A 22,152-nucleotide genomic window follows, 5' to 3' on the forward strand; every position below is an offset into this window, starting at 1 on the left:
TATGAATATACATGAATATCAGGCAAAGCAAGTTCTTGCTAAATATAATGTACCTGTACCAAATGGGCAGATCGCTTATACCCCCGCGGAAGCCGTAAACGCCGCTCAAAGTCTTGACGGAAAATTATGGGTTGTAAAGGCGCAAATCCATGCCGGAGGCAGAGGAAAAGGCGGTGGTGTCAAACTAGCGAGAACTCTGGATGAGGTTGAAAGCATTTCTCAAGAAATGATCGGTATGACATTGGTTACTCCACAAACCGGCGCGGAAGGAAGAGTAGTAAAACGTGTCTATATAGAAGAAGGCACGGAAATAGAAAAAGAGCTATATCTAAGTCTTGTGGTAGATCGCGCTAGCTCATGGGTAACTTTTATCGCCTCTACCGAAGGTGGAATGGAAATTGAGGAAGTGGCGCATGACAGCCCAGACAAAATAATAAAATTAGCTATTGACCCCGCATCTGGCATTCAACCTTTTCATTCACGAAAAATAGCGTTTGGTCTTAATATTCCTAATGAATTGCTTGCCAAATTTGAGCGTTTCATCAATTCACTCTATAAAGCTTTTATTGATACTGATGCCTCACAAGTTGAGATAAACCCTATGGTAATCGCTAAAAATGGTGACTTGTTAGCGCTAGACGCTAAGTTTAACTTTGATGAGAACGCCCTATTCCGTCATCACGACATCCATGAGCTTCGTGATCCTGATGAGGAAGATCCTTTAGAGCAAAAAGCCGCTAAATTTGGTCTATCTTATGTTAAGATGGATGGAAATATCGGCTGCATGGTAAATGGAGCTGGGCTTGCTATGGCGACAATGGATATAATAAAACTGCATGGCGGCACTCCAGCTAACTTCCTTGACGTAGGTGGTGGAGCGAATAAGGAAAAAGTAGGAGAGGCTTTTAAGCTCATCCTGTCTGATCCTAATGTTGAAGGAATATTAGTAAATATATTTGGTGGAATAATGCGTTGCGATATTATCGCCGAGGGCATAATAGCTGCCGCTCGTGAGGTAAATCTACATGTTCCGCTTGTTGTACGCCTAGAAGGAACCAACGTGGAGCTTGGCAAAAAAATGCTCGCCTCTAGCGGTCTTTCAATTACCCCCGCCGATAATCTGGCAGACGCTGCGGAGAAGATTGTAGCCGCCGTAAGAAGAAAAGCGGCCTAGCCTCTGAAAGAAAAATAAGGAGAACGAAATGTCTATACTCGTAAATAAAAATACAAAAGTCATATGTCAGGGCTTTACCGGACGTGAGGGAACATACCATTCTGAGCAAGCAGTAGCGTATGGAACGAAAATGGTCGGTGGTGTTACACCAGGTAAGGGCGGAACTATCCATATTGACCTTCCGGTATTTAACACTGTGGAGGAAGCTACTCATAAAACCGGTGCTAACGCCTCAGTTATCTATGTTCCACCAAAATTCGCGGCGGACGCAATATTAGAAGCGATTGACGCTAAACTAGAGCTGGTTATCTGCATAACCGAAGGCATACCGGTTCTTGACATGGTAAAAGTAAAACGCGCGCTTTGTGGCACTAACACCCGTTTAGTAGGTCCTAATTGCCCTGGTGTGATAACTCCCGGCGAATGTAAAATCGGCATCATGCCTGGGCATATCCATAAAAAAGGTAAAATTGGTATCGTATCACGCTCCGGAACTCTTACCTATGAGGCGGTAGCGCAGACAACCGCTGAAGGGCTAGGACAGTCAAGCTGTGTTGGTATCGGCGGCGATCCGGTAAATGGCACCAATTTTGTGGATGTTCTGGATATGTTCTTGCACGATGATGAAACACAAGCGATAGTAATGATTGGCGAGATCGGTGGCGATGCTGAGGAGCAAGCCGCTGATTTCTTAAAACAAAGCAAAATCAAAAAACCGGTAGTTGGTTTTATCGCTGGTCGTACCGCTCCTCCAGGAAGACGGATGGGACATGCTGGCGCTATAGTTTCCGGCGGCAAAGGTGGCGCTGAAGATAAGATAGAGGCGATGAAGTCAGCGGGAATCACGGTTTCTGACTCGCCAGCTAATCTAGGACGCACTATGGCGGAGTTGCTTAAGAAAAAAGCTGCTTAGTTTTTAGAAGTTGAAGAATGACGTCACTATTTGACATCATAATTTGATTATGCTAATATGAATCTTAACAATAAGCAACGTAGAACTCTAGAAGCTATATTTGAACGACCTACTCGGGCAAACATTGCATGGACTGACGTGGAGAAATTATTCATTGCGCTGGGTGGCGAGATTATTAATAAAGGTGGCTCAATCATAAATGTGTTACTAGATGGACAGCCTAGAATTTTTCATCGCCCACACCCGCAAAAGGAAGCAAAAAAATATACCATTGATGCGGTGAGAACATATTTAACAATTTTAGGGTATGAACCATGAGTGAGAATTTAATCCGTTACAAAGAGTTTTCCGCACTTATTGGATATGACGAAGGAGATGAAGAATTCTACGGGAATGTCATAGGTATTGAACCGCATGGTGTAAATTTTGGTGGCAAAAGCGTTGCTGAATTAAAGAAGCACATGAAAAAAGCGGTGGACAGCTATCTAGAATTTTGTGAAGAACGTGGAATAGAACCCAAAAAACCATTCAATGGGCGCATAACCTATCGTACCAGCCCACAAACCCACGCCAAACTCGCACAGGCGGCAATGCTTTCTGGAAAACGTTCTATCAACGCTTTTATAGATGAAATAATGATTGACCAAAGCAGTAAAATTTTAGACCAGCATAAATTGTAGAACAATAAAATAAGCTCCATATGAATAACTTCACAAAGAGAGAGAGAGAGAGAGAGAGAACACCACGTTCTGCTGCGGAGATAATGGCTGATATGAAGATGGCTATTAGTAGTAGCAAAGCAAACCATATAGGTGAATATACTACAGAAAACAGTACTATTTTCTCTCAAAGCATGGCTTACCAACATGTGTTTATTACCGCGATAGGTGGAATAAATGGAGCGGTAGATATAGCAGAAATGGAAGAAAGCAAAGAAGGATATGAAAATCTTATAGAAGCAATTGATAGCACAAAGAATATGTCTCACTCCACAACATGGTCTGATTTTTTTGAAGACGGCGAAAAGCATGACGTACTTAAAGTTGTGCGCTTATTCAGAGATGAAATAGAGAAAGGCTTTGCAGACGGTAAGATTAATGAAAACACCAAAAATAACGGGATAGAAATTGCTGACAAGCTTAAGGAAACATATACTAAACTACGAGATCTAGGCAAAGAGCTGGAAATGGCAATAGGTAAAAACACAACCGCAATAACTAGATAGTAATAAACACCATATATAATGATGGATAAACCGATTGTCATAACTATAAAATATGTTAGAAGTAGCTGGTAATTATCCCCCATTATTGCAGGAAGTAATATGACCAACGATCTTAGCGCCACCACTCCCCTTTTCGCGGTAAATAGTGTATTTATTGAAGAGCTTTACGAGCGTTACTTAACTGATCCGAATAATGTGGACGCTAGCTGGCGGGATTTTTTCCGCAACACCACAAACGGAGCGATACCACAGGCGCAAAAAACCGCGAGCTGGGCACGGGTAAAAAGTCAAGTAATTGGAATTAGGGAAGAAGCCGAAAACAATAAAAAAGAAACATCCGGCAAAGGAAAACCATCATTAAATACTGTAGAAACCGAGCATTTCGCCCATGATTCCATACGAGCTATAATGATGGTGCGTGCTTACCGTGTACGTGGTCATCTTCTCGCTAATCTTGATCCTCTAGGAATTGAAAAAAACAACATCCACTCAGAGCTTGATCCGAGCAGCTACGGCTTTACCGAAGAGGATATGGATAAGGAAATATTCCTTGACGGTTCTCTGGGCATCCAAAGGGCTAAACTACGTGAGATTGTGGCTATACTGCGTAAAACCTACTGCCGTAATATCGGTGTTGAGTTCATGCATATTCAACATCCTGAGCAAAAAGCATGGGTACAAAAACGCTTTGAGCAAGATCACGGAAATTTTGGCTTCTCCGAAGAAGAGAAAAAAGCGATCTGGAACACACTGGTTGAGGTGGAGGCTTTTGAGCGTTTTGTCCAGATTAAATATACCGGAACTAAACGTTTTTCAGCACAAGGTGGTGATGCTTTACTCCCTGGTCTTGAGTCTATAATAAACACGGCGGCAAAAGGTGGCGTAAAAGAAATAGTTATTGGAATGCCACATCGCGGGCGAATGAATGTTCTTACCACCACCATGAAAAAACCTTACGCCGAGCTTATATCAATATTTCAGGGTAATATGGATTTTCCAGAATGGGTAACTTCCTCCGGTGACGTTAAATATCATCTGGGAACGTCATCAGATAGGCAAACACCTTATGGCAAAATCCACCTATCCCTACTTGCTAATCCATCGCATCTTGAGGCGGTAAATCCAGTAGTGGTTGGCAAAGTAAGGGCAAAACAAGATATTTATGGCGACACTGAAGATAAAGGTAGCGTAATGGGTATCATGCTGCATGGTGACGCTGCCTTCTCTGGTCAAGGTTCAGTACCAGAAGTTCTCGCTCTTTCTGAGCTTAGAGGCTATCGTACGGGCGGTACTGTCCATGTTATCGTAAATAATCAAATCGGCTTTACCACCAGCCCTAAATATTCTCGTTTTACACCCTACCCAACCGACGTAGCAAAGGCAGTGCAAGCACCTATTTTCCACGTAAATGGTGATGATCCAGAAGCAGTTGCCTATGTCTGCGCGATGGCAGCTGAGTTCCGCCAGACCTTTAAGCGTGACGCGGTGGTTGATATTTTCTGTTACCGTAAATATGGGCATAATGAGTCAGATGAGCCGTCATTTACCCAGCCGATAATGTATAAGGAAATAGCTAAAAAGCCACTTCCAGCGAAGATATATTCAGATAAGCTAGTAGAAGAGAAAATACTTACTGAAGAAAAGGTGGAAGAGAAATTTGAGCAGTTCAAGGCGTTTTTTGAGTCTGAATATGATGCCGCCAAAGATTTCAAACCTAACAAAGCTGACTGGCTAGAAGGTCAGTGGAGCGGTCTGGAAAAACCTAAAGGTGAACACCCAGAAGGAGATACCGGAGTAAATATTGAGACGCTTAAAAAAATCGGTTTTGCGATCTCAAAAGATCCAGATGTTATTAAAGCACATCCTAAAATAATTCGTCAATTAAAGACCAAAAGGGCTATGTTTGAAAATGAAACTGGTCTCGATTGGGCTACCGGTGAAGCTCTTGCTTTCGGCTCATTATTACTTGATGGTCATGGTGTTCGCCTATCCGGTCAGGATTGCGGTCGTGGTACTTTCTCCCACCGTCACTCAGTTCTGGTAGATCAAGAAACAGAGGAACGCTACGTACCGCTTAACAATATAGACGAAAAACAAAAATGTTATGAGGTTATTGACAGCTCACTGTCAGAACTTGCCATACTTGGCTTTGAGTATGGCTATAGTCTTGGTCTGCCTAATTACTTAACTCTATGGGAAGCACAATTTGGTGATTTCGCCAACGGAGCGCAAGTTATTATTGACCAATTCATTTCCTCAAGTGAAGCGAAATGGCTGCGTATGTCAGGGTTAGTAATGCTTCTTCCGCATGGTTATGAAGGACAAGGTCCAGAACATAGTTCGGCGAGACTAGAAAGATACTTACAGCTCTGTGCTGAGGATAATATGCAGGTGGTAAATTGTACTACGCCCGCTAATTATTTTCATGCTCTACGCCGCCAACTAAAGCGTAATTTCCGTAAACCACTAATAGTGATGAGTCCGAAATCACTATTACGGCACAAGCTCGCTATCTCTGATCTTAAAGATTTTACCGAAGATAATCACTTCAAAAGAATAATCCCAGACAGCACGAAGCTAGTAAAAGACGATAAAATAAAACGAGTCGTGATAACTTCTGGTAAAGTATATTATGATTTGTTTGAAAAACGTGAACAAAAGAAAATTGATAATGTTGCTATAATCCGCATGGAACAATATTATCCATTTCCGTCAAATGAGTTAGCTACTGAGCTAAAACGCTATAAAAACGCTGAAATAATTTGGTGTCAGGAAGAACCTAAAAACATGGGTGCGTGGTTCTTTGTCTCACCACGCATTGATGATGTGCTTGAAGGTATAAAAAGAAATATCAGGGTTAAGTACGCTGGTCGCCCAGAAGCAGCATCACCCGCTGTTGGCTATCTGAAAGTCCATGAGCAGCAACAAAAATCGCTGATAGAACAGGCTCTTAATGCTTAATATAGGCATAATTATGAGAATTGATTGTACGCTACTTACTAACACCACCAGCTTTGTTTTCGTCATCTCCTTTAAGTAAGATACGGCTATTGGCGACAGAAAGTAGAGCCCCAATTGATACTCCAAAAGCGAATAAACCATTTACTATAGCGCTGTTGCGATCGTGAGCGGGAAGATGATCAAAATGATGGAACATATTCTTATACCCCATCTTATTGAATGTTTTATCTACCGATTCCTCAAAAGTATTGGCTATACTCTTAAATTTCTCTCTTACCTGTTCTCCCGATAAGTTCTCAGCTTCCCCTAAGACCTGCTTTCCCGCTTCCTTCATTTTCTCACAATCTTCCTTGAAAGCCCCTCTCCTACTAAGCTGTTCACGTGAGCTATTATATATCTGTTTATCAGTTACATAATATCCAGCGCCTATGGAAAGCGGATAAGCAGCAACGTTAAGAAACCTACCTACTTTTCCTTGCTCATTTTCTTTTTTACTACTGCTACTATTTTCTGCTTTTAGATAACCCATGATTATTCGTAAAAAATAATTAATTCAATTAGTTATATTATTCACACTATCAGCAAAGATAAAGTTTTTCAAGTTACAATTCCGTTACGCAAGCAAACTATAGATATAACCAATTGAAATTACTTATTAAATAAAAACCCTAGAACAACAAGCAGGAATTTATTAATTACTATAAATTAACTATAAAAATGGAATTTCAACAGTATATAATTAAATTGTATTAGTAAATTATCTATATTCCCGAGTCTTCAAAAACTCAATATCAGGAAAATCTTGCGCTATACGTTCCAGATGCCATGTGTTAGGCGCTAGGTAGGCAAGAGCACCGGAGGCATCCTCAGCAGTATTATATTTGTTTCGCTCAGCGAATTGCCTTATCTTGTCCTCTGATTTTTCAGGGTTTTTTGCTTTTATCCAACGAGCGTTACTATAAGCGACCGCCTCAAAACTACCCCTCACCCCATACTCACTAAGTAACCTTGAGGCTATCACATCAAACTGCAATTGCCCAACCACCCCGATAATCCACGGCGATCCATCCAGCGGCTTAAAAATCTGTGACGCTCCTTCCTGTGCCAATTGCTCAAGAGCGGCTTTAAGCTGTTTGGATTTCAGTGGATCATCAAGCCTAATTCTCTGGAATAATTCCGGCGCGAAACTTGGAATGCCGCTAAAAGTTACGTTCTCTCCTTCGGTAAGAGAATCTCCTATATGCAAATTACCGTGATTGGGAATTCCTAAAATATCACCAGCATACGCTTCCTGCGCTAATTCCCTATCTCTTGCCAAAAATAATACCGGATTATTCAAAGTAAGCACCTTACCGCTACGTGTGTGCAGAACCTTCATACCGCGCTGGTATTTACCGGAACAAATCCTAACAAAAGCTATACGGTCACGGTGGTTTTTGTCCATATTAGCCTGTATTTTGAACACAAAACCACTAAATTTCTCCTCAGATGGCTCTATAGCACGTGGCTCTGCCGCCTGAATACGTGGACTTGGTGCGAATTCACATAACGCTTCTAGCAACTCCCTAACCCCAAAATTATTAATCGCGCTACCGAAAAATACCGGTGTCAAGTTTCCCTCAAGATACGCTTCCCTGTCAAAATTCGGATATATCTCCCTTACCATCGCCACTTCTTCACGAAAAATCGTTAATTCTTCGGCTGGAATATATTCATCCAATTTTGGATCATCCGCGCCGTTAAACTGGACAGACTCAAAAACTCCAGAATTATTTCCACCATCAAACAAATAAAGCTGATCGGTCATGATATTAAAACAACCACGAAACCTCTCTCCCATTCCAATCGGCCAAGTTATCGGACAGATATCAAGAGCGAGGGTTTTCTCTATCTCATCAAGTAGAGCGAACGGTTCCTTCGCTTCCCTATCCATTTTATTAATGAAACTGATAACCGGCGTATCACGCAGACGACATACCTCAAATAATTTAAGTGTTTGTTCTTCAATACCTTTTGCGCCATCTAAAACCATAACCGCTGAATCAACGGCGGTAAGCGTGCGGTAAGTATCCTCAGAAAAATCTTTATGCCCCGGTGTATCAAGCAAATTGATAGTCTTACCGTCATACTCAAAAGTCATAACTGAGGCGGTAACCGAGATACCACGCTGCTTTTCTATCGCCATCCAGTCACTACGCGCTGACTGCGTGCCTTTTTTAGCTTTTACTGCCCCAGCAAGATGAATAGCTCCACCAAAAAGCAACAGTTTTTCGGTAAGTGTCGTTTTACCAGCGTCCGGATGCGATATTATCGCGAAAGTACGGCGAGTAACATGAGGAATATTATCTAAATTTTCTGACATGCAGGCTCTATACAACCCCATTAATAAAGATTCAATAAAACTTTCATCAAATTAATTTTTATAAAATCAAATTTTATGCTACAATCAGACAGAGGAGAAAAATAATGCTAAAAAACAAATTGTTAATAATATTGCCCGTATTAGCCGTAAGTGGCTGCAAACCATTCTGGCTAAATTTTGTTGCGCCAGATGGTCCTCCCGAGTATCAACTTGGCTGGGAAGATGGTTGTGATAGCGGTATTTCCGCTGAAGGTGGCTGGGCTGATAAAATGATGTTTGGCTTCAAAAAACGTCCAGAACTGGCTGGAAATGACCAATATAAACAAGCTTGGAATGAAGGTTTTACCTATTGCCGTTTCTCTTACGCGTCATCAAAACAACCACATAGTTTCAAAGATATTGGTCTTGGCGGTGGTTTTGATTAGAACTTACGGACATATTAACAAATGAAATTTCTTGATGAAGCAAAAATATACATACGCAGTGGCGATGGTGGTAGTGGCTGCGTAAGTTTCCGTCGTGAGAAATTCATTCCTGACGGTGGTCCTGATGGTGGCAATGGCGGCAAAGGTGGCGACATAATAGCTGAGTGTATAGAAGGGCTTAATACACTTATAGATTTCCGCTACCAACAGCATTTCAAAGCAAAAAAAGGTAATCACGGTATGGGAGCGAACCGAACTGGTGCTTCTGCCGATAATCTTATCATAAAACTTCCGGTAGGAACTCAGATTATCGCTGATGACAAAGAGACCGTAATCGCCGACTTAACCTATGTTGGACAGAAAATAACGCTCGCTGTCGGTGGCAAAGGCGGCAGAGGCAACCAATCTTTCAAGTCATCTACCAACCAAGCCCCACGTCAATTTACCGAAGGCGGAGCGGGACAAGAAATGTGGCTGTGGCTGCGTCTTAAACTAATGTCGGATGCTGGACTTCTTGGACTTCCCAATGCAGGAAAATCAACATTTTTATCTGCCGTATCCCGTGCCAGACCGAAAATAGCAGATTACCCTTTCACCACTCTTATACCGCAATTAGGGGTAGTGTATGTTGATCAAAAAGAATTTGTCCTTGCTGATATACCAGGTCTTATAGAAGGCGCGAGCGATGGTGTCGGGCTAGGACTTAAATTTTTAGGTCATGTTGAAAGAGCTGGCATATTACTTCACCTGATAGATGGCACTCAGGAAGATGTAGTGGAGGTCTATAAGACAATTCGCCATGAGCTTAAAGAATATAGTGAGGAACTATACGCTAAAGAGGAAATTATCGCCCTTAATAAATGTGACGCGCTGAGTGACGATGAAATAAAAACTAAATCAGCCGCCCTTGAAAAAACCAGCAAAAAGAAGGTATGGCAAATCTCAGCGGTAACCGGCAACGGCATAAAACCGCTCCTGCGTGAGATGATGCGGATAATTGAGGAAAACAGGGCTAAACAGCCTTAAAATTCTTAGTATTATCGTATTTGGACAGAGCTAGAAATTTCTTTTTGTACTTCTTCTACCGTACCCTTAGCGTTTCTATTAATAGCAGATCTTATAGCTGCTATATTAGATGCCGATACTTCTATATTCAACCCACCTCCCTTATCTGCATTAGCAGTTCTAACCTGCGTATCCTTTGTAGGAAATATTACTGATATTCCTCCAGCAATAGCTCCCCTTTTATCACTATCAGAAATATTTGATACTTTTATACCGAAGACAACTCCACTATTTTTCTCTTCATAATCAACAACCACAGCACTATCAGCAGAAATTCCTTGAATCTTTTTCGCTAGAATTTTTTTAATAAACTCTATTTTTTCCTGCTCTTCATTCACCGCATGTTGTTTCGCTGCCTCTATAGCGATTGCCGCATTAATTTTATCTCGCTTTAACCTACCCAAGTAACCATCTTGATCATTATCCGATGTTATAACGGACGCCATAATATACCCTTCCTTAAATATATATTAATTTACCTTAGCAAATACTGCCATAATTTATGAAATAATCAATAATAAAAAATAGAATAATTTGAATATAAGCCAAACCATGCTATTATTCAGCATCTTAAGCAATTGAATATGGAATATATGCTCAGATCCGCAAAACGTATCGTTATAAAAATAGGCTCATCACTAATAAGCGGTGGTGATGGGCGTTTTTATAAAAAACACCTAAAAACCATCGCCGCCGATATATCCGAACTAAAAAAACAGAAAAAAGAAATAATAATAGTATCCTCAGGAGCGGTCGCTCTTGGCAGACAAATTATGGGCTATGGCATGAAGAAGCTTACGCTTGAGGAAAAGCAAGCGGCGGCGGCCTGCGGCAATATACTACTTATGGAGAAATGGCAAAGCGTCCTCAAAGACGAAGGCACAAAAACTCTGTCCTTCCCACTTTATCCAGCACAAATTTTATTTACCGCCGATGACAGCATCAACCGCCGCCGTTACCTCAATGCCCGTGGCGCGATTGATACTATGATTAAAAACCAGCAGGTAATTCCAATAATCAATGAAAATGATACAGTGGCCACCGCTGAACTACGCTTCGGCGATAACGACCGGCTTGCCGCCAGAGTAACCCAAATGGCAAGCGCGGACTTGCTTATACTACTTTCAGATGTTGACGGTTTATACAACTCTAATCCACGCACTAACTCTAAGGCGAAACTGATAGATAAAATAATCGATATAACGCCGGAAATTGAGGCAATGGCAGGGGGATCCGGTAGCCAAACCGGAACCGGTGGGATGATAACCAAAATAGAGGCCGCTAAAATAGCAACAAACGCTGGATGCCACACTATAATATCTAGTGGTACTGTAAGTAATCCGATAAAAAAACTCATAGATGGCGGTCTTCATACTATATTTATCGCCAAAGAAACGCCGCTTTCCGCTCGCAAACACTGGATAGCTGGCTCTCTCCACCCTGCTGGAAAAATCATAATTGACGATGGAGCGGAAAAAGCCGTTAAATCTGGTAAAAGCCTACTTCCAGCGGGTGTTGCTAAAATTTCCGGCAATTTTGACCGTGGCGATACCATAATGATTTATAATAAAAACAACAAAAAACTCGGCTGCGGTCTTATCGCCTATAACTCAGAGGATACTACGAAAATAATCGGTAAAAAAAGCTCGGAAATAGAAAAAATACTTGGATTCAGACGTAAAGATGTCCTTATCCATCGTGATGATATGGTGCTGGAATCACGAAAATAAGCATAATATAAGCTGGATTGCCTAAGATGTATATGATACTATATACGGTATCAATTACTATTTACTGGCTATATAAAAAGATTGTTATTTGATGAGTAAGATTCAAAAATTACATGAAAAAATGAAAAACAACCCGCATGGTGACTGGAAAATTGATGATGTTGAGAAAATAGCCCATAATTATGGTTTCAGCTGGAATGAAGGTAAAGGAAGTCATAAAAACTTTTATCATAAAAAACTATCTGAGATATTGACTATCCCAAATAAAAGACCAATAAAACCATTCTATATAAGGAAATTACTGGAGCTTATAGAGCAAGTTGGAGAGTAACATGAGAGATGATAATATAGAATACAGATTCTCCGTAAAACCACTTTCTGCGGAAGATGGGGGAGGATTTAGCATAGAATTCCCAGACCTTCCGGGCTGTATCTCAGACGGCGACACTGTGGAAGAAGCCATAGCTAACGGGAAAGACGCGGTTAAAAGCTGGCTTACTACCTGCAAAAAACTTGGCAGAAAAGCGCCTAAACCTAATCAGAAAATATCCTACAGTGGAAAAACACTGATACGTCTTCCTAAATACCTGCACAAGAATCTTTCAGATAGGGCAGAGTTGGAGGGAGTCAGTCTTAATTCATTAGTCCAGAGCTTTATTGCTGAAGGGCTAGGAAGAAAAGACAATACGGATAGACTATAACCAATCAAGATACCAACTAATGACTATAAAACTTGGCATAAATATTGATCATGTAGCAACCATTCGCAACGCTCGTGGTGAGCTCCATCCATGCCCGATCCGTGCCGCGCTGCTTGCGATGGAAGCTGGAGCCGATAGTATAACTGCCCACTTACGAGAGGATAGAAGACATATCGTTGATCATGATATTGAACGCCTAAAAAATGAGATACCCCTCCCCCTTAACTTAGAAATGGCGGCTACTGAGGAAATGCTTGATATAGCGCTAAAAATAAAACCACACGCCATTTGCCTTGTCCCAGAAAAAAGGCAGGAACTTACCACCGAAGGCGGACTTAATGTAACGGCAATGCGAACGGCCCTTATCCCATATATTAAAAAACTTACCGATAATGGCAGCAGAGTATCTCTTTTTGTTGACCCAGATATAAACCAGATTGAAGCGGCAAAGGATAGCGGAGCGGAAGTAGTGGAAATCCACACTGGAACCTATGCTAAATCATATAATAATAAGGCGACTCAGCCGGAAACTCATACCGCCAATCTAGCCAATATTGAAAAATCCGCCACTTACGCCAAAAAAATTGGGCTTGCTGTTCATGCCGGTCACGGTCTTAATTACGAAAATGTAGCAAAAATAGCAAAAATTCCTGAAATAACTGAGCTTAACATTGGTCATTTTCTAATCGGTGAAGCAATATTTATTGGACTAAAAGAAGCGATAATAAAAATGCGTAACATTATAAACATAGCGAGTAATGAGTAAAAAGGATAAGTACAGCAATGATAATCGGCATTGGCAATGACTTAACGGATATACGCCGAATTGAGAAACTACTTGAGAATTTTGGTGACAAATTTGAAAATAAAATATTCACTAAAACCGAACGTGATTACGCGAATAAAAAAACGACCATAATAAATAAAGCGGCGACCTACGCCAAACGTTTCGCCGCCAAAGAAGCCTTCCTTAAGGCTATCGGCAGTGGTATGCGGGACGGTCTATCATGGCATGATATGGAAATCACAAATGATAAAAATGGTAAGCCAGAGCTTTCTATAACCGGTAACACCCTAAAAAAACTAGAATATATGACTACTAAAAACACGACTATCAATATATTTTTAAGTCTAAGCGATGAATATCCATACGCCCAAGCATTTGTTATTATTGACTCGGTAAATAACAAATAATAAAAACATAGAATGTTAGATAATAATAAAAATAAAACAATCCTCATAACCCGCCCTAAAGGTGATGAATCATTACTAAAAGACGAGCTTACAAGAAGAAATTATAAAATCATACATGAGCCTCTTACCGAAATAATACTAAAACACGACAGCCGCATGGAGGTTGAGCATTTTCTTTTTAAGGATCCCAATGCTGTTTTAATTACCAGCTCACATGGAGCGAAATCCCTGTCCTTACTTACTGATATACGTGATATGTTTCTATTATGCGTAGGCGATAATACGGCAAACACTGCGAAACAACTTGGATTTAGCAATGTAACCGCTACCGGCGAGAACGTGGATCATATGATTGATTACGTCATGGATTGCTATGATGAAAACTCAGAATTCCTTTATATATCAGGCGAACACACCAGTGCTGATCTGGAAAATATTTTTTCCGTAAGAGGCATGTCAGTAAAACGCATCATAACATATGAGGCGGTCGCGGTTGATGAAATATCAGATACGACAAAAGAACAGTTAAAGCGTGGCAACATAAACGTTGTGACTTTTTTCTCAAAACGCGCGGCGGAAATATTCCTTACACTTATTGAAAAAAATGAACTATCAGCTATACTGCGAGAAACTGACGCATTCTGTTTAAGTGAGAATATAGCTGGTATCATTGAGCGATATAAATGGAAAACGGTAAATATTTCTAAACAAGCGACTCTTAAATCATTGCTTGACAGTATTGATGAATCATACAACAAATTATAAATTATTAACTGATAGAATATAAAAGTATGACTGAGAAAAAAGATAAAGCACAACATGATGAAGCTGGAAAAAAAACTGACCAGCCAGAAATCATCACTGAAGAAAACGCGCAACAAAAAATATCGCTAAAAGAGCGTTTCAAACGCATTGCTATAGCTTCTATCATCCTTATTGTTTTTATACCGCTATTTGGAACTATACTACCACAATATTTGTTCAACAAATCTGAAAAACTCGCTCTAAGCAACAACAGCACTAATAACAGTAATAACAAAAGCGAGAATAACGCTAATTTCAATAATCTACAAAGCAAAATAAAAATACCAGCCAGCAACATAGAAAATAGTAAAAGCGACAAACCATCAGAGAATGTGGACAATATAAAGCCAGAAACTAATGGCAACTCAAACATAGAAAATAATACCGTATCCGAAACAATAATAAAAGCGACAGATGAACAAGCGGAAATAAGCAAAAATGATTCTAAGCAGACTGATGAGCTACCTGAAAATAGCACGATTAGTCACCAAGAAGAAGGCTCTAACAAAGACACATCCGTAAAAACCGTAGAGAGTGAGCGTATTAAACTTCTGGAGGAAAAAATAACTATCCTTGAGGAAAATCAAGAAAAAATGCTCACGAGTATTAAATCTAGCATAGAAAAAGGAAATTCCGACTCATTAAGCAAGACAAATAACACTATATCATCCCTAATAATATTAGGGCATATTGAAAGAGCTATAAATGATGGCAATTCTTATTCCACTTTATTGGAACAGTTAAGAGCAATTCATCAAGATAACCCAGATTTTCTCGCGCAACTTTCTGAAATAACAACAGATGAAAAACAAAAAATAAAAACCAAAAAAGAGCTATATGAGGAATTCAAGCCTCTGATAAAACAAGCGATTAGTAACGATGATGATAACTTAGCTGTAAAAACTCTAAAAAATTTCATTACTATCCGCAAAATAGGCAACCAACAAGGAGATGACAAACAATCTATTATAGCTAGAGCGGAACTTCTTATAAAACATAACGAATTAAGCAAAGCCACGGATGAGTTAGAAAAACTTCCTCCTGACACTCGTAAAATATTTAACACATGGATAAAAGATACAGAACATCTGGAAAAAACACGTTCTGTTCTTGAGAGACTTCGCTTATCACTAACCAAAGTCAAGCAGGTAAACTAAGCATGCTCAACCTGTTATTCTTCTTTATTTTTATTTTATGTATGGGGATTGTAGCATCCTTTGTAGTGGATAATCCCGGTGATGTCACCATGCTTTGGTTTAATTACCAAATAGAGACTAGCATAGCTTTTATGATCGCCGCTATTACGATAGCGGTAATAATCTTAATGTCCTTTATCTTACTTATCAGACGCATATTATACGCTCCGTCAAACTTCATTAATAAAAGAACCACAAAACATCTTAAATCCGGTCTTAATGAGCTTACCCATACTATCGCCGCTCTTGCCACCTCTAATATTGATTCAGCAGAAAAACATATTCACAAAGCAGAAAGATTAATCGGGAAAACACCTCTTACTCTGTTGTTAGAAGCACAAATTTCAAAAAGCAAAGGAAATGAGGTTAAAACTCAGAAATTACTTGAGTCTCTACTTGAATATAAAGAGACGGAGTTCCTTGCCGCCCGCTCGTTAAGTGACAACGCCAATAAACATGAAAACCTACCAGCCGCCCTAAAATTTGCCAAAAAAGCGCAATCATTAGAACCAAAAAATAATCACTCATCCCTAGCGGTAATAAGCCTACAAACTCGTATGCAACAGTGGGATGAGGCGCTAGCCAATGTAATGAAGGCAAAACTAAAACGTAAAGACAAAAAAAGGATAGCTGCGCTTATAAAACTTATGCGCGCGCAATCATTATTAAATAACGGCAATAACGAGCAGGCTTTGATAATAGCTGAGGAAGCCTCTCCTATTTTATCTAACTTTACTCCAGCTACCACAATTATGGCTAATATATATAGCAAGAACGATAATAACAAAAAAGCCATATCTATACTCACCAAAGCCTTAAAAAGGCAACCATCATCTTACCTCATGGAGACTTTACAAAATATAATAGAATCAGAACCAGAAGAATATAAGAAAAAAATACTAGAAAAATTTTCTGATAAAATAAAAAATGGAAAATGGATCTGTAGCGCATGTTCGCATAGTCATGAAAAATGGGGATCACATTGCGCATCATGTAGCAGTTTTGACACTCTGGAATGGGTATATAACTAAACAAAATTAGAGCGTCACCCGCAGACTGCACAAACATTGATCAGTAAAAGAGACTATTTCTTCTTATACGGATAACAATAATCGCTAGTTGGAAATTTGCGCTCTCTTACCTCTTTGGCGTATTTAATCACCGCCTCCTCTGCTATAGAAGAAATATCAGCGTATTGTTTTACAAAAGATGGTACATAACCGCCACTGATTCCTAACATATCATCGCTTACTAAAACCTGCCCATCACAGCCTAGAGACGCTCCTATACCTATGGTCGGAATAGCAATCTCTGCCGTTACTGAATCAGCTAGTTCACTCACCACACCTTCAATCACCACCGAAAAAGCTCCCGCCTTCTCAATCGCGACCGCATCCTCCATAACTATTGATGCTTCCAAACTGTCCTTTCCATAAGTACGATACCCTCCCATAGCATTAACACTTTGTGGTTTAAGCCCAATATGTCCCATAACAGCAATGCCACGAGAAACTAAAAACTCTACGGTTGGCGCCATTTCCCTACCACCTTCAAGCTTCACAGCTCCACAACCAGTATCAGCTATTATTCTAGCGGCATTCTCAAAAGCTCGCTGCGGCGACACTTGATAGCTAGCAAAAGGCATATCAACGACAATCAAAGATTTTTTAGTGCTGCGAACAACCGCTTTACCATGCGCTATCATTATATCAACGGTAACCGATAAAGTATTTTCCATGCCATAAAGCACCATACCAAGCGAGTCACCAACGAGCATTATATCCACATGAGGGTCAAATAAGCTGGCATAAGGAGAGGTATAAGCGGTAAGCGCTACTATCGGCTCACCGGATTTTTTTATCCTTATATCATTTATTGTATTACGTTTCATTTCGAGGATTTTATAGACTTAACAGACTAAAAACAAGCAAAACCACCGCGTCCTTAGGCAACATTTTCTACCGAATCTACCTCTTTTTCCCGCTTTCCATTACGGGGAATTGAAAAATATATAGTAGTCCCTACTCCAACCTGACTTTCAATCTCAAATTTACCGCCCATTAGCTCAACAAACTTCTTAGTAAGCGGCAACCCAAGCCCTGTTCCCTCATATTTACGACTAAGCTCACCATCCACCTGACCAAAAGGTGACATAGCTTTAGATATATCCTTAGGAGCGATACCAATGCCGCTATCACGCACCTCAAACATATACGAGTCATCATTAACGTTAACCCATGAGATAATTTTCACCTCTCCACCAGGCTCTGTAAATTTAATCGCGTTAGAAAGTAAATTCAGTAGAATTTGTTTTAACTTTTTACCATCGGTCGCGATATTCAATATCTCTTTCGGTAATTCCTCTGTGAGCAAGACCTGTGCTTTCTCCGCTCTTGGTGTAACAAGTCTCACACAATTATGTACCAGCTTATTAAGATTTACCTCAGCCACTTCCATCTCTAATTTCCCAGCTTCCGCTTTAGAGTAATCAAGTATATCATTTATCAAACTAAGCAAATGAACACCGGAAGAGTAAATATCATGAATATAACCTTCAAATCTTTCCTTTTCCATACCTTTATCAATACTATTTTTTATAATCTCTGAAAAACCAATTATGGAGTTCAAAGGTGTACGCAGCTCATGGCTTATATTAGCGAGAAATTGTGATTTATCACGATTCTCCGCCTGCGCCGCGGTCGCCGCCGCTGTCAGCTCAATATTTACCTCATGCTGCCTAGCGGTAATAGCCTCCGCTCTTTGTACCATGAAAAACAACAAAATAAGATATAGAGCGAAAAAACATACCAGATAAATATCTTCATTTATCTGCGCTTCTAAAAGACTCTCAAATGGATCTGTTATATCACTTATAATCTCAATAACTCCCTCCAGAAAAACATCTTTTCCATCATCACTTATAAAGGTAACAGGAACCATAGTCTGTATTATAGTTCCCTCCGTACCGTCACTAAATTTAGCGCTCTCTACTATCTGGCTAGCGACATCACCACTATTAAACCTATTAGCTATAAAATTAGGATCCGGTGATTTTTGTTCGGAATTAATAGTAACCGATGAGACATCACTGGTTAAAACCAGATTCCCCAAAGAATTATATATATTAGCTCTTACAATGGAGGTGTCTTTAAAAAACCTTACGCTATCTCTGCCAAAAGTTTTCATCAAACGCGAAACTTCAGGATCTTTTTTATCAGCTTCCGATAGATTATTCCTAAAGGCTTTTACGGCTTTATCATGCCTCTTCCATATGGAATTTATATAGGCTTTAGCGATAGATGTGTTATTATTACTGGCGATAAATTTGATATTCTCGGTTACGTTATTACGAAAAACCAGACTAGAAATAATCGCGAAAGCGACTACCGCCAAGAAAACAACTATGGAAAACAACCTAAAGTAACGAAACATATTTTTTCAATTTCAACCTGTTGAAAGCTAATAATAATATAATATCAGCAGGTTAACAAAGCATTTAATATTTATCAAAATATGGTTTACATCGCTAATTAGCCGGTTATTTAGTCAACTATAGTTATTAGCCAATTAATAGATTATAAATCCTTGACATATGGAAGTTTAGTTAATATAAGCATGCTCCACTTGAGGAATATATTAAGGAACAGTTAAGTATGGTGTAAAGTATAGCTAGGGTTTTTCTGGCTTTACCGCTTAGTTTTTATCCAAGTACACCCTATCAACATACTGATATTTGAGGTTTTTATGAAAAGAACATTCCAACCTAGCAACATAGTAAGAAAACGCCGTCATGGTTTTCGTGCCCGCATGGCAACCGTAGGTGGTCGCCGCATAATAAACGCTCGCCGTGCTAAAGGTCGTAAGCGCTTATCCGCTTAAGATAAATAATATATACTAAATCATCATAATAGCCGGACAGACTTGGCTGTATGAGCATGGATGAATTTACATAAAGTGACCTATTCTGTTATAGAAAAACGTAGCGACTTTCTTAACGCTTTTAATAAGGGCAAAAAATTTATAACTCCTAATTTTATATTACAAATGGTAAAAAGAGAGCCAGAGCATAAAGCCCCTGCTGATGATGTCAGAATAGGCTTTACTGTTACTAAGAAAATGGGAAGAGCCGTTAAAAGAAACCGAATAAAAAGACGGTTGCGCACGGCGGTAAAGCCAGCAATAGAGAAATACGCCCTTAAAGGGCATGATTATGTTATCATTTCACGTCACAAAGCATTTAACACTGATTTTTCTGACCTAACAGACAGCATGGAGTTTGCTTTTAAGAAAATTATCCATCATAAAAATACTCACAAAAACAATCAGAACTAGACCAGCAGCTTAGTACAAATGAATATCCTGTCAAAATTCGTAATCGGAATAATAAATATATACAAATTTATCATTTCACCATTAATCGGCGCTAATTGTCGTTATATCCCAACTTGTTCATGCTATTCAAAAGAGGCGATTGAGAGACATGGCGTTATCAAAGGCGTTTATCTCTCATGTAAACGCTTGCTGCGTTGTCATCCATTTGCTAATAAGTCCGGCTATGATCCGGTTCCTCCATCAAATACAAAAATAAAGACTTAATCTATGTCAAACTATCTAAACAATAATGATCCCGATTATCAACGTATAACTCTTGCCATCTTCATGGTAGCAGTAATATTGATATGCTGGCAACTATTTGTTGAATTACCACGCCGCCAACAGCTTGCCGAAGTCATGGCTAAAAACGCCGCTCACCAACAGAAAACAAACAACGCCAATCTAAAAGACACTATCAGTAAATCGACTGATTCTGAGCATATTCCAAACCTAAGCCGAGCGGAACTGCTCGCGCAAAACAATCGTGTACTTATTAAATCGGATCGTCTGCACGGCTCTATATCACTAAAGGCCGCTCGTTTTGATGATTTAACACTGGCAAAATACAAAGTAAGTCTTGATAAAGAGAGTCCAGAAGTAATATTGCTAAGCCCAAATGGTGACAAAGATTCTTACTTTGCTCAAACTGGTTGGGTGGCAACAGATGGCAAAACTAAAGTTCCCGATAACCAGTCAATATGGACAGCGAACAAAGATACCCTAAATGCCAATGATAGAATCACTCTTACTTGGAATAATGGCGAAGACGTAACGTTCATAATGGATATATCATTAAACTCCGATTATATGTTTACCATTAAACAAAGTGTAGAAAATAATTCTGAAAATGTAATATCAGTCTCCCCTTATGGCTATATAAACCGAACTTATATGCTAGAAGATAATCATGGTATGATAATGCATACTGGACCCATGGGAGTTATAGACAGCTTAGTGACTGAATTTCCTTATAAAGACCTAAAAGAAGAAAATCGCAAAGATTACAAAAACACAAATGGTTGGCTGGGAATTACCGATAAATATTGGCTTACCGCCCTAATACCGAATGATGACAAATTCAATATGTCATTCAGTTATTATAGCCAAAACAACCAAGATCGTTTCCAAACTGACTATATGGGAACACCGCTTACCATCCCCCCACAATCGGAAGCGCAAATGACACAACTCCGCCTATTCGCCGGAGCGAAAGAAATAGATATACTTGATCGTTACACTAACGGAATAGAAGGAGACCTTAACAATAAACCAATACCACTATTTGACAGGGCAGTGGATTTTGGCAGATTATATTTCCTCACCAAGCCGTTATTCCTAATGCTTAATATATTCTACTCATTTATCGGTAATTTTGGTCTAGCGATAATAATGGTAACTATAGTAATAAAAATCTGTATGTTTCCACTTGCCAATAAATCATACGCGGCGATGAGTAAAATAAAAGCCCTACAACCAGAGATTACTGAACTTAAAAATCGTCACAAAAAAGACCCACAGGCGATGAACAAAGCCATGATGGAATTATATAAAAGACACAAAGTAAATCCCGCTTCCGGTTGCCTACCGATATTAATTCAACTTCCTGTGTTCATTGCCTTGTATAAAGTTCTTTATGTGACCATAGAAATGCGCCACGCTCCTTTCTTTGGCTGGCTTAAGGATCTATCAGCTCCTGATCCATCCAATATATTCACCCTCTTTGGTATGATAAACTGGGATCCACCAGCTTTTATGCATCTTGGTATACTTCCGATATTATACTGCATAAGCATGATAATACAACAAAAGCAACAACCAGCGCCAACCGATCCCACTCAGGAAAAAATCATGAAAATGTTACCTTTTTTCCTATTATTTGTTTTTGCCACCTTTCCTGCTGGTTTGGTTCTATACTGGGTAGCGAGTAACATATTCTCAATAATCCAACAAGAAGTGATAACTCTGCGTCACGGCACTCATAGATCACAAAAAAACAAATCAACTACTAGCTCCTAAGAAAATAATATA

The 22,152-nt window shown here is 39.6% G+C and carries 25 protein-coding genes; 20 read left to right on the top strand and 5 right to left on the bottom strand.

Annotated features, from left to right (window positions below):
• Position 1: 1 nt before the first annotated feature.
• From sucC to R3D71_10865, 6 genes are all read left to right on the top strand, one after another.
• On the top strand, positions 2-1,174 hold the full coding sequence (gene sucC, locus R3D71_10840; GenBank protein MEZ5692141.1) for an ADP-forming succinate--CoA ligase subunit beta: 1,173 nt from the start codon (positions 2-4) through the stop codon (positions 1,172-1,174).
• A 28-nt stretch (positions 1,175-1,202) separates the two neighbouring features.
• Positions 1,203-2,087: a succinate--CoA ligase subunit alpha gene (sucD, locus tag R3D71_10845; protein MEZ5692142.1), complete on the top strand. Its 885-nt coding sequence runs from the start codon at positions 1,203-1,205 to the stop codon at positions 2,085-2,087.
• Positions 2,088-2,144: 57 nt separating this feature from the next.
• Positions 2,145-2,405 (top strand): type II toxin-antitoxin system HicA family toxin, encoded by a 261-nt coding sequence (locus tag R3D71_10850; protein ID MEZ5692143.1) that lies wholly within the window; start codon positions 2,145-2,147, stop codon positions 2,403-2,405.
• Entirely contained in the window at positions 2,402-2,767 is a 366-nt protein-coding gene (locus tag R3D71_10855; GenBank protein ID MEZ5692144.1) for a type II toxin-antitoxin system HicB family antitoxin, read from the top strand. Before R3D71_10850 ends, R3D71_10855 begins: the two co-directional genes overlap by 4 nt.
• Positions 2,768-2,787: 20 nt before the next feature.
• Positions 2,788-3,312: a hypothetical protein gene (locus R3D71_10860; protein ID MEZ5692145.1), complete on the top strand. Its 525-nt coding sequence runs from the start codon at positions 2,788-2,790 to the stop codon at positions 3,310-3,312.
• A gap of 99 nt (positions 3,313-3,411) precedes the next feature.
• Complete coding sequence (locus R3D71_10865; protein MEZ5692146.1) at positions 3,412-6,273, top strand: 2-oxoglutarate dehydrogenase E1 component; 2,862 nt, start codon at positions 3,412-3,414, stop codon at positions 6,271-6,273.
• A gap of 31 nt (positions 6,274-6,304) precedes the next feature.
• Here the strand turns inward: R3D71_10865 and R3D71_10870 are convergent, their stop codons facing one another.
• On the bottom strand, positions 6,305-6,802 hold the full coding sequence (locus R3D71_10870) for a hypothetical protein (GenBank protein ID MEZ5692147.1): 498 nt from the start codon (positions 6,800-6,802) through the stop codon (positions 6,305-6,307).
• A gap of 228 nt (positions 6,803-7,030) precedes the next feature.
• The gene (locus tag R3D71_10875) at positions 7,031-8,635 is read right to left on the bottom strand and encodes a peptide chain release factor 3 (GenBank protein ID MEZ5692148.1); all 1,605 of its coding nucleotides are present in this window, start codon (positions 8,633-8,635) and stop codon (positions 7,031-7,033) included.
• 104 nt (positions 8,636-8,739) lie between these two features.
• Between R3D71_10875 and R3D71_10880 the strand changes: the two genes are divergently transcribed.
• Together R3D71_10880 and obgE are read left to right on the top strand one after the other, a co-directional pair.
• Entirely contained in the window at positions 8,740-9,060 is a 321-nt protein-coding gene (locus R3D71_10880; GenBank protein MEZ5692149.1) for a hypothetical protein, read from the top strand.
• 21 nt (positions 9,061-9,081) lie between these two features.
• Positions 9,082-10,086: a GTPase ObgE gene (obgE, locus tag R3D71_10885; protein ID MEZ5692150.1), complete on the top strand. Its 1,005-nt coding sequence runs from the start codon at positions 9,082-9,084 to the stop codon at positions 10,084-10,086.
• Positions 10,087-10,097: 11 nt separating this feature from the next.
• Here obgE and R3D71_10890 read toward each other — a convergent pair whose 3' ends face one another.
• Complete coding sequence (locus tag R3D71_10890) at positions 10,098-10,571, bottom strand: hypothetical protein (protein ID MEZ5692151.1); 474 nt, start codon at positions 10,569-10,571, stop codon at positions 10,098-10,100.
• A 147-nt stretch (positions 10,572-10,718) separates the two neighbouring features.
• Between R3D71_10890 and proB the strand changes: the two genes are divergently transcribed.
• From proB to R3D71_10930, 8 genes are all read left to right on the top strand, one after another.
• Positions 10,719-11,855 (top strand): glutamate 5-kinase, encoded by a 1,137-nt coding sequence (gene proB / locus R3D71_10895; protein ID MEZ5692152.1) that lies wholly within the window; start codon positions 10,719-10,721, stop codon positions 11,853-11,855.
• A 91-nt stretch (positions 11,856-11,946) separates the two neighbouring features.
• Complete coding sequence (locus R3D71_10900) at positions 11,947-12,186, top strand: type II toxin-antitoxin system HicA family toxin (GenBank protein MEZ5692153.1); 240 nt, start codon at positions 11,947-11,949, stop codon at positions 12,184-12,186.
• 1 nt (position 12,187) lies between these two features.
• A complete protein-coding gene (locus tag R3D71_10905; GenBank protein ID MEZ5692154.1) occupies positions 12,188-12,556 on the top strand; it encodes a type II toxin-antitoxin system HicB family antitoxin in 369 nt (122 codons plus the stop codon).
• A gap of 25 nt (positions 12,557-12,581) precedes the next feature.
• Positions 12,582-13,322: a pyridoxine 5'-phosphate synthase gene (locus R3D71_10910; protein MEZ5692155.1), complete on the top strand. Its 741-nt coding sequence runs from the start codon at positions 12,582-12,584 to the stop codon at positions 13,320-13,322.
• A gap of 17 nt (positions 13,323-13,339) precedes the next feature.
• The gene (gene acpS, locus R3D71_10915; GenBank protein MEZ5692156.1) at positions 13,340-13,750 is read left to right on the top strand and encodes a holo-ACP synthase; all 411 of its coding nucleotides are present in this window, start codon (positions 13,340-13,342) and stop codon (positions 13,748-13,750) included.
• 12 nt (positions 13,751-13,762) lie between these two features.
• Positions 13,763-14,515: a uroporphyrinogen-III synthase gene (locus tag R3D71_10920; GenBank protein ID MEZ5692157.1), complete on the top strand. Its 753-nt coding sequence runs from the start codon at positions 13,763-13,765 to the stop codon at positions 14,513-14,515.
• Positions 14,516-14,541: 26 nt separating this feature from the next.
• Positions 14,542-15,711: a hypothetical protein gene (locus R3D71_10925; protein ID MEZ5692158.1), complete on the top strand. Its 1,170-nt coding sequence runs from the start codon at positions 14,542-14,544 to the stop codon at positions 15,709-15,711.
• A gap of 2 nt (positions 15,712-15,713) precedes the next feature.
• Complete coding sequence (locus R3D71_10930) at positions 15,714-16,781, top strand: heme biosynthesis HemY N-terminal domain-containing protein (GenBank protein MEZ5692159.1); 1,068 nt, start codon at positions 15,714-15,716, stop codon at positions 16,779-16,781.
• A gap of 53 nt (positions 16,782-16,834) precedes the next feature.
• On the opposite strand, the gene panB is transcribed toward R3D71_10930, so the two are convergent.
• Positions 16,835-17,641 carry a 3-methyl-2-oxobutanoate hydroxymethyltransferase gene (gene panB, locus R3D71_10935; protein ID MEZ5692160.1) on the bottom strand — a complete coding sequence of 269 codons (807 nt, stop codon included), beginning with the start codon at positions 17,639-17,641 and terminating at the stop codon, positions 16,835-16,837.
• A gap of 53 nt (positions 17,642-17,694) precedes the next feature.
• Positions 17,695-19,182 (bottom strand): HAMP domain-containing sensor histidine kinase, encoded by a 1,488-nt coding sequence (locus R3D71_10940; GenBank protein MEZ5692161.1) that lies wholly within the window; start codon positions 19,180-19,182, stop codon positions 17,695-17,697.
• A 312-nt stretch (positions 19,183-19,494) separates the two neighbouring features.
• On the opposite strand from R3D71_10940, the gene rpmH reads away from it, so the two are divergent.
• From rpmH to yidC, 4 genes are read left to right on the top strand one after another with little or no spacing between them, the layout of a single operon-like run.
• Positions 19,495-19,629, top strand: coding sequence for a 50S ribosomal protein L34 (gene rpmH, locus R3D71_10945; GenBank protein MEZ5692162.1), 135 nt, complete (start codon positions 19,495-19,497; stop codon positions 19,627-19,629).
• A gap of 60 nt (positions 19,630-19,689) precedes the next feature.
• Positions 19,690-20,082 (top strand): ribonuclease P protein component, encoded by a 393-nt coding sequence (gene rnpA, locus R3D71_10950; GenBank protein MEZ5692163.1) that lies wholly within the window; start codon positions 19,690-19,692, stop codon positions 20,080-20,082.
• Positions 20,083-20,109: 27 nt separating this feature from the next.
• Entirely contained in the window at positions 20,110-20,346 is a 237-nt protein-coding gene (yidD, locus tag R3D71_10955) for a membrane protein insertion efficiency factor YidD (GenBank protein MEZ5692164.1), read from the top strand.
• Positions 20,347-20,349: 3 nt separating this feature from the next.
• Positions 20,350-22,140, top strand: coding sequence for a membrane protein insertase YidC (gene yidC / locus R3D71_10960; GenBank protein MEZ5692165.1), 1,791 nt, complete (start codon positions 20,350-20,352; stop codon positions 22,138-22,140).
• Positions 22,141-22,152: the final 12 nt, after the last annotated feature.

It is taken from the genome of Rickettsiales bacterium (genome assembly GCA_041396965.1).
Lineage (GTDB): Bacteria > Pseudomonadota > Alphaproteobacteria > Rickettsiales > SXRF01 > SXRF01.

What these genes read in the sequence shown, in the direction of transcription:
- sucC (MEZ5692141.1), top strand. Translation starts at nt 2, where the DNA reads ATGAATATACATGAATATCAGGCAAAGCAAGTTCTTGCTAAATATAAT.
- sucD (MEZ5692142.1), top strand. Translation starts at nt 1,203, where the DNA reads ATGTCTATACTCGTAAATAAAAATACAAAAGTCATATGTCAGGGCTTT.
- R3D71_10850 (MEZ5692143.1), top strand. Translation starts at nt 2,145, where the DNA reads ATGAATCTTAACAATAAGCAACGTAGAACTCTAGAAGCTATATTTGAA.
- R3D71_10855 (MEZ5692144.1), top strand. Translation starts at nt 2,402, where the DNA reads ATGAGTGAGAATTTAATCCGTTACAAAGAGTTTTCCGCACTTATTGGA.
- R3D71_10860 (MEZ5692145.1), top strand. Translation starts at nt 2,788, where the DNA reads ATGAATAACTTCACAAAGAGAGAGAGAGAGAGAGAGAGAACACCACGT.
- R3D71_10865 (MEZ5692146.1), top strand. Translation starts at nt 3,412, where the DNA reads ATGACCAACGATCTTAGCGCCACCACTCCCCTTTTCGCGGTAAATAGT.
- R3D71_10870 (MEZ5692147.1), bottom strand. Translation starts at nt 6,802, where the DNA reads ATGGGTTATCTAAAAGCAGAAAATAGTAGCAGTAGTAAAAAAGAAAAT.
- R3D71_10875 (MEZ5692148.1), bottom strand. Translation starts at nt 8,635, where the DNA reads ATGTCAGAAAATTTAGATAATATTCCTCATGTTACTCGCCGTACTTTC.
- R3D71_10880 (MEZ5692149.1), top strand. Translation starts at nt 8,740, where the DNA reads ATGCTAAAAAACAAATTGTTAATAATATTGCCCGTATTAGCCGTAAGT.
- obgE (MEZ5692150.1), top strand. Translation starts at nt 9,082, where the DNA reads ATGAAATTTCTTGATGAAGCAAAAATATACATACGCAGTGGCGATGGT.
- R3D71_10890 (MEZ5692151.1), bottom strand. Translation starts at nt 10,571, where the DNA reads ATGGCGTCCGTTATAACATCGGATAATGATCAAGATGGTTACTTGGGT.
- proB (MEZ5692152.1), top strand. Translation starts at nt 10,719, where the DNA reads ATGCTCAGATCCGCAAAACGTATCGTTATAAAAATAGGCTCATCACTA.
- R3D71_10900 (MEZ5692153.1), top strand. Translation starts at nt 11,947, where the DNA reads ATGAGTAAGATTCAAAAATTACATGAAAAAATGAAAAACAACCCGCAT.
- R3D71_10905 (MEZ5692154.1), top strand. Translation starts at nt 12,188, where the DNA reads ATGAGAGATGATAATATAGAATACAGATTCTCCGTAAAACCACTTTCT.
- acpS (MEZ5692156.1), top strand. Translation starts at nt 13,340, where the DNA reads ATGATAATCGGCATTGGCAATGACTTAACGGATATACGCCGAATTGAG.
- R3D71_10920 (MEZ5692157.1), top strand. Translation starts at nt 13,763, where the DNA reads ATGTTAGATAATAATAAAAATAAAACAATCCTCATAACCCGCCCTAAA.
- R3D71_10925 (MEZ5692158.1), top strand. Translation starts at nt 14,542, where the DNA reads ATGACTGAGAAAAAAGATAAAGCACAACATGATGAAGCTGGAAAAAAA.
- R3D71_10930 (MEZ5692159.1), top strand. Translation starts at nt 15,714, where the DNA reads ATGCTCAACCTGTTATTCTTCTTTATTTTTATTTTATGTATGGGGATT.
- panB (MEZ5692160.1), bottom strand. Translation starts at nt 17,641, where the DNA reads ATGAAACGTAATACAATAAATGATATAAGGATAAAAAAATCCGGTGAG.
- R3D71_10940 (MEZ5692161.1), bottom strand. Translation starts at nt 19,182, where the DNA reads ATGTTTCGTTACTTTAGGTTGTTTTCCATAGTTGTTTTCTTGGCGGTA.
- rpmH (MEZ5692162.1), top strand. Translation starts at nt 19,495, where the DNA reads ATGAAAAGAACATTCCAACCTAGCAACATAGTAAGAAAACGCCGTCAT.
- rnpA (MEZ5692163.1), top strand. Translation starts at nt 19,690, where the DNA reads ATGAATTTACATAAAGTGACCTATTCTGTTATAGAAAAACGTAGCGAC.
- yidC (MEZ5692165.1), top strand. Translation starts at nt 20,350, where the DNA reads ATGTCAAACTATCTAAACAATAATGATCCCGATTATCAACGTATAACT.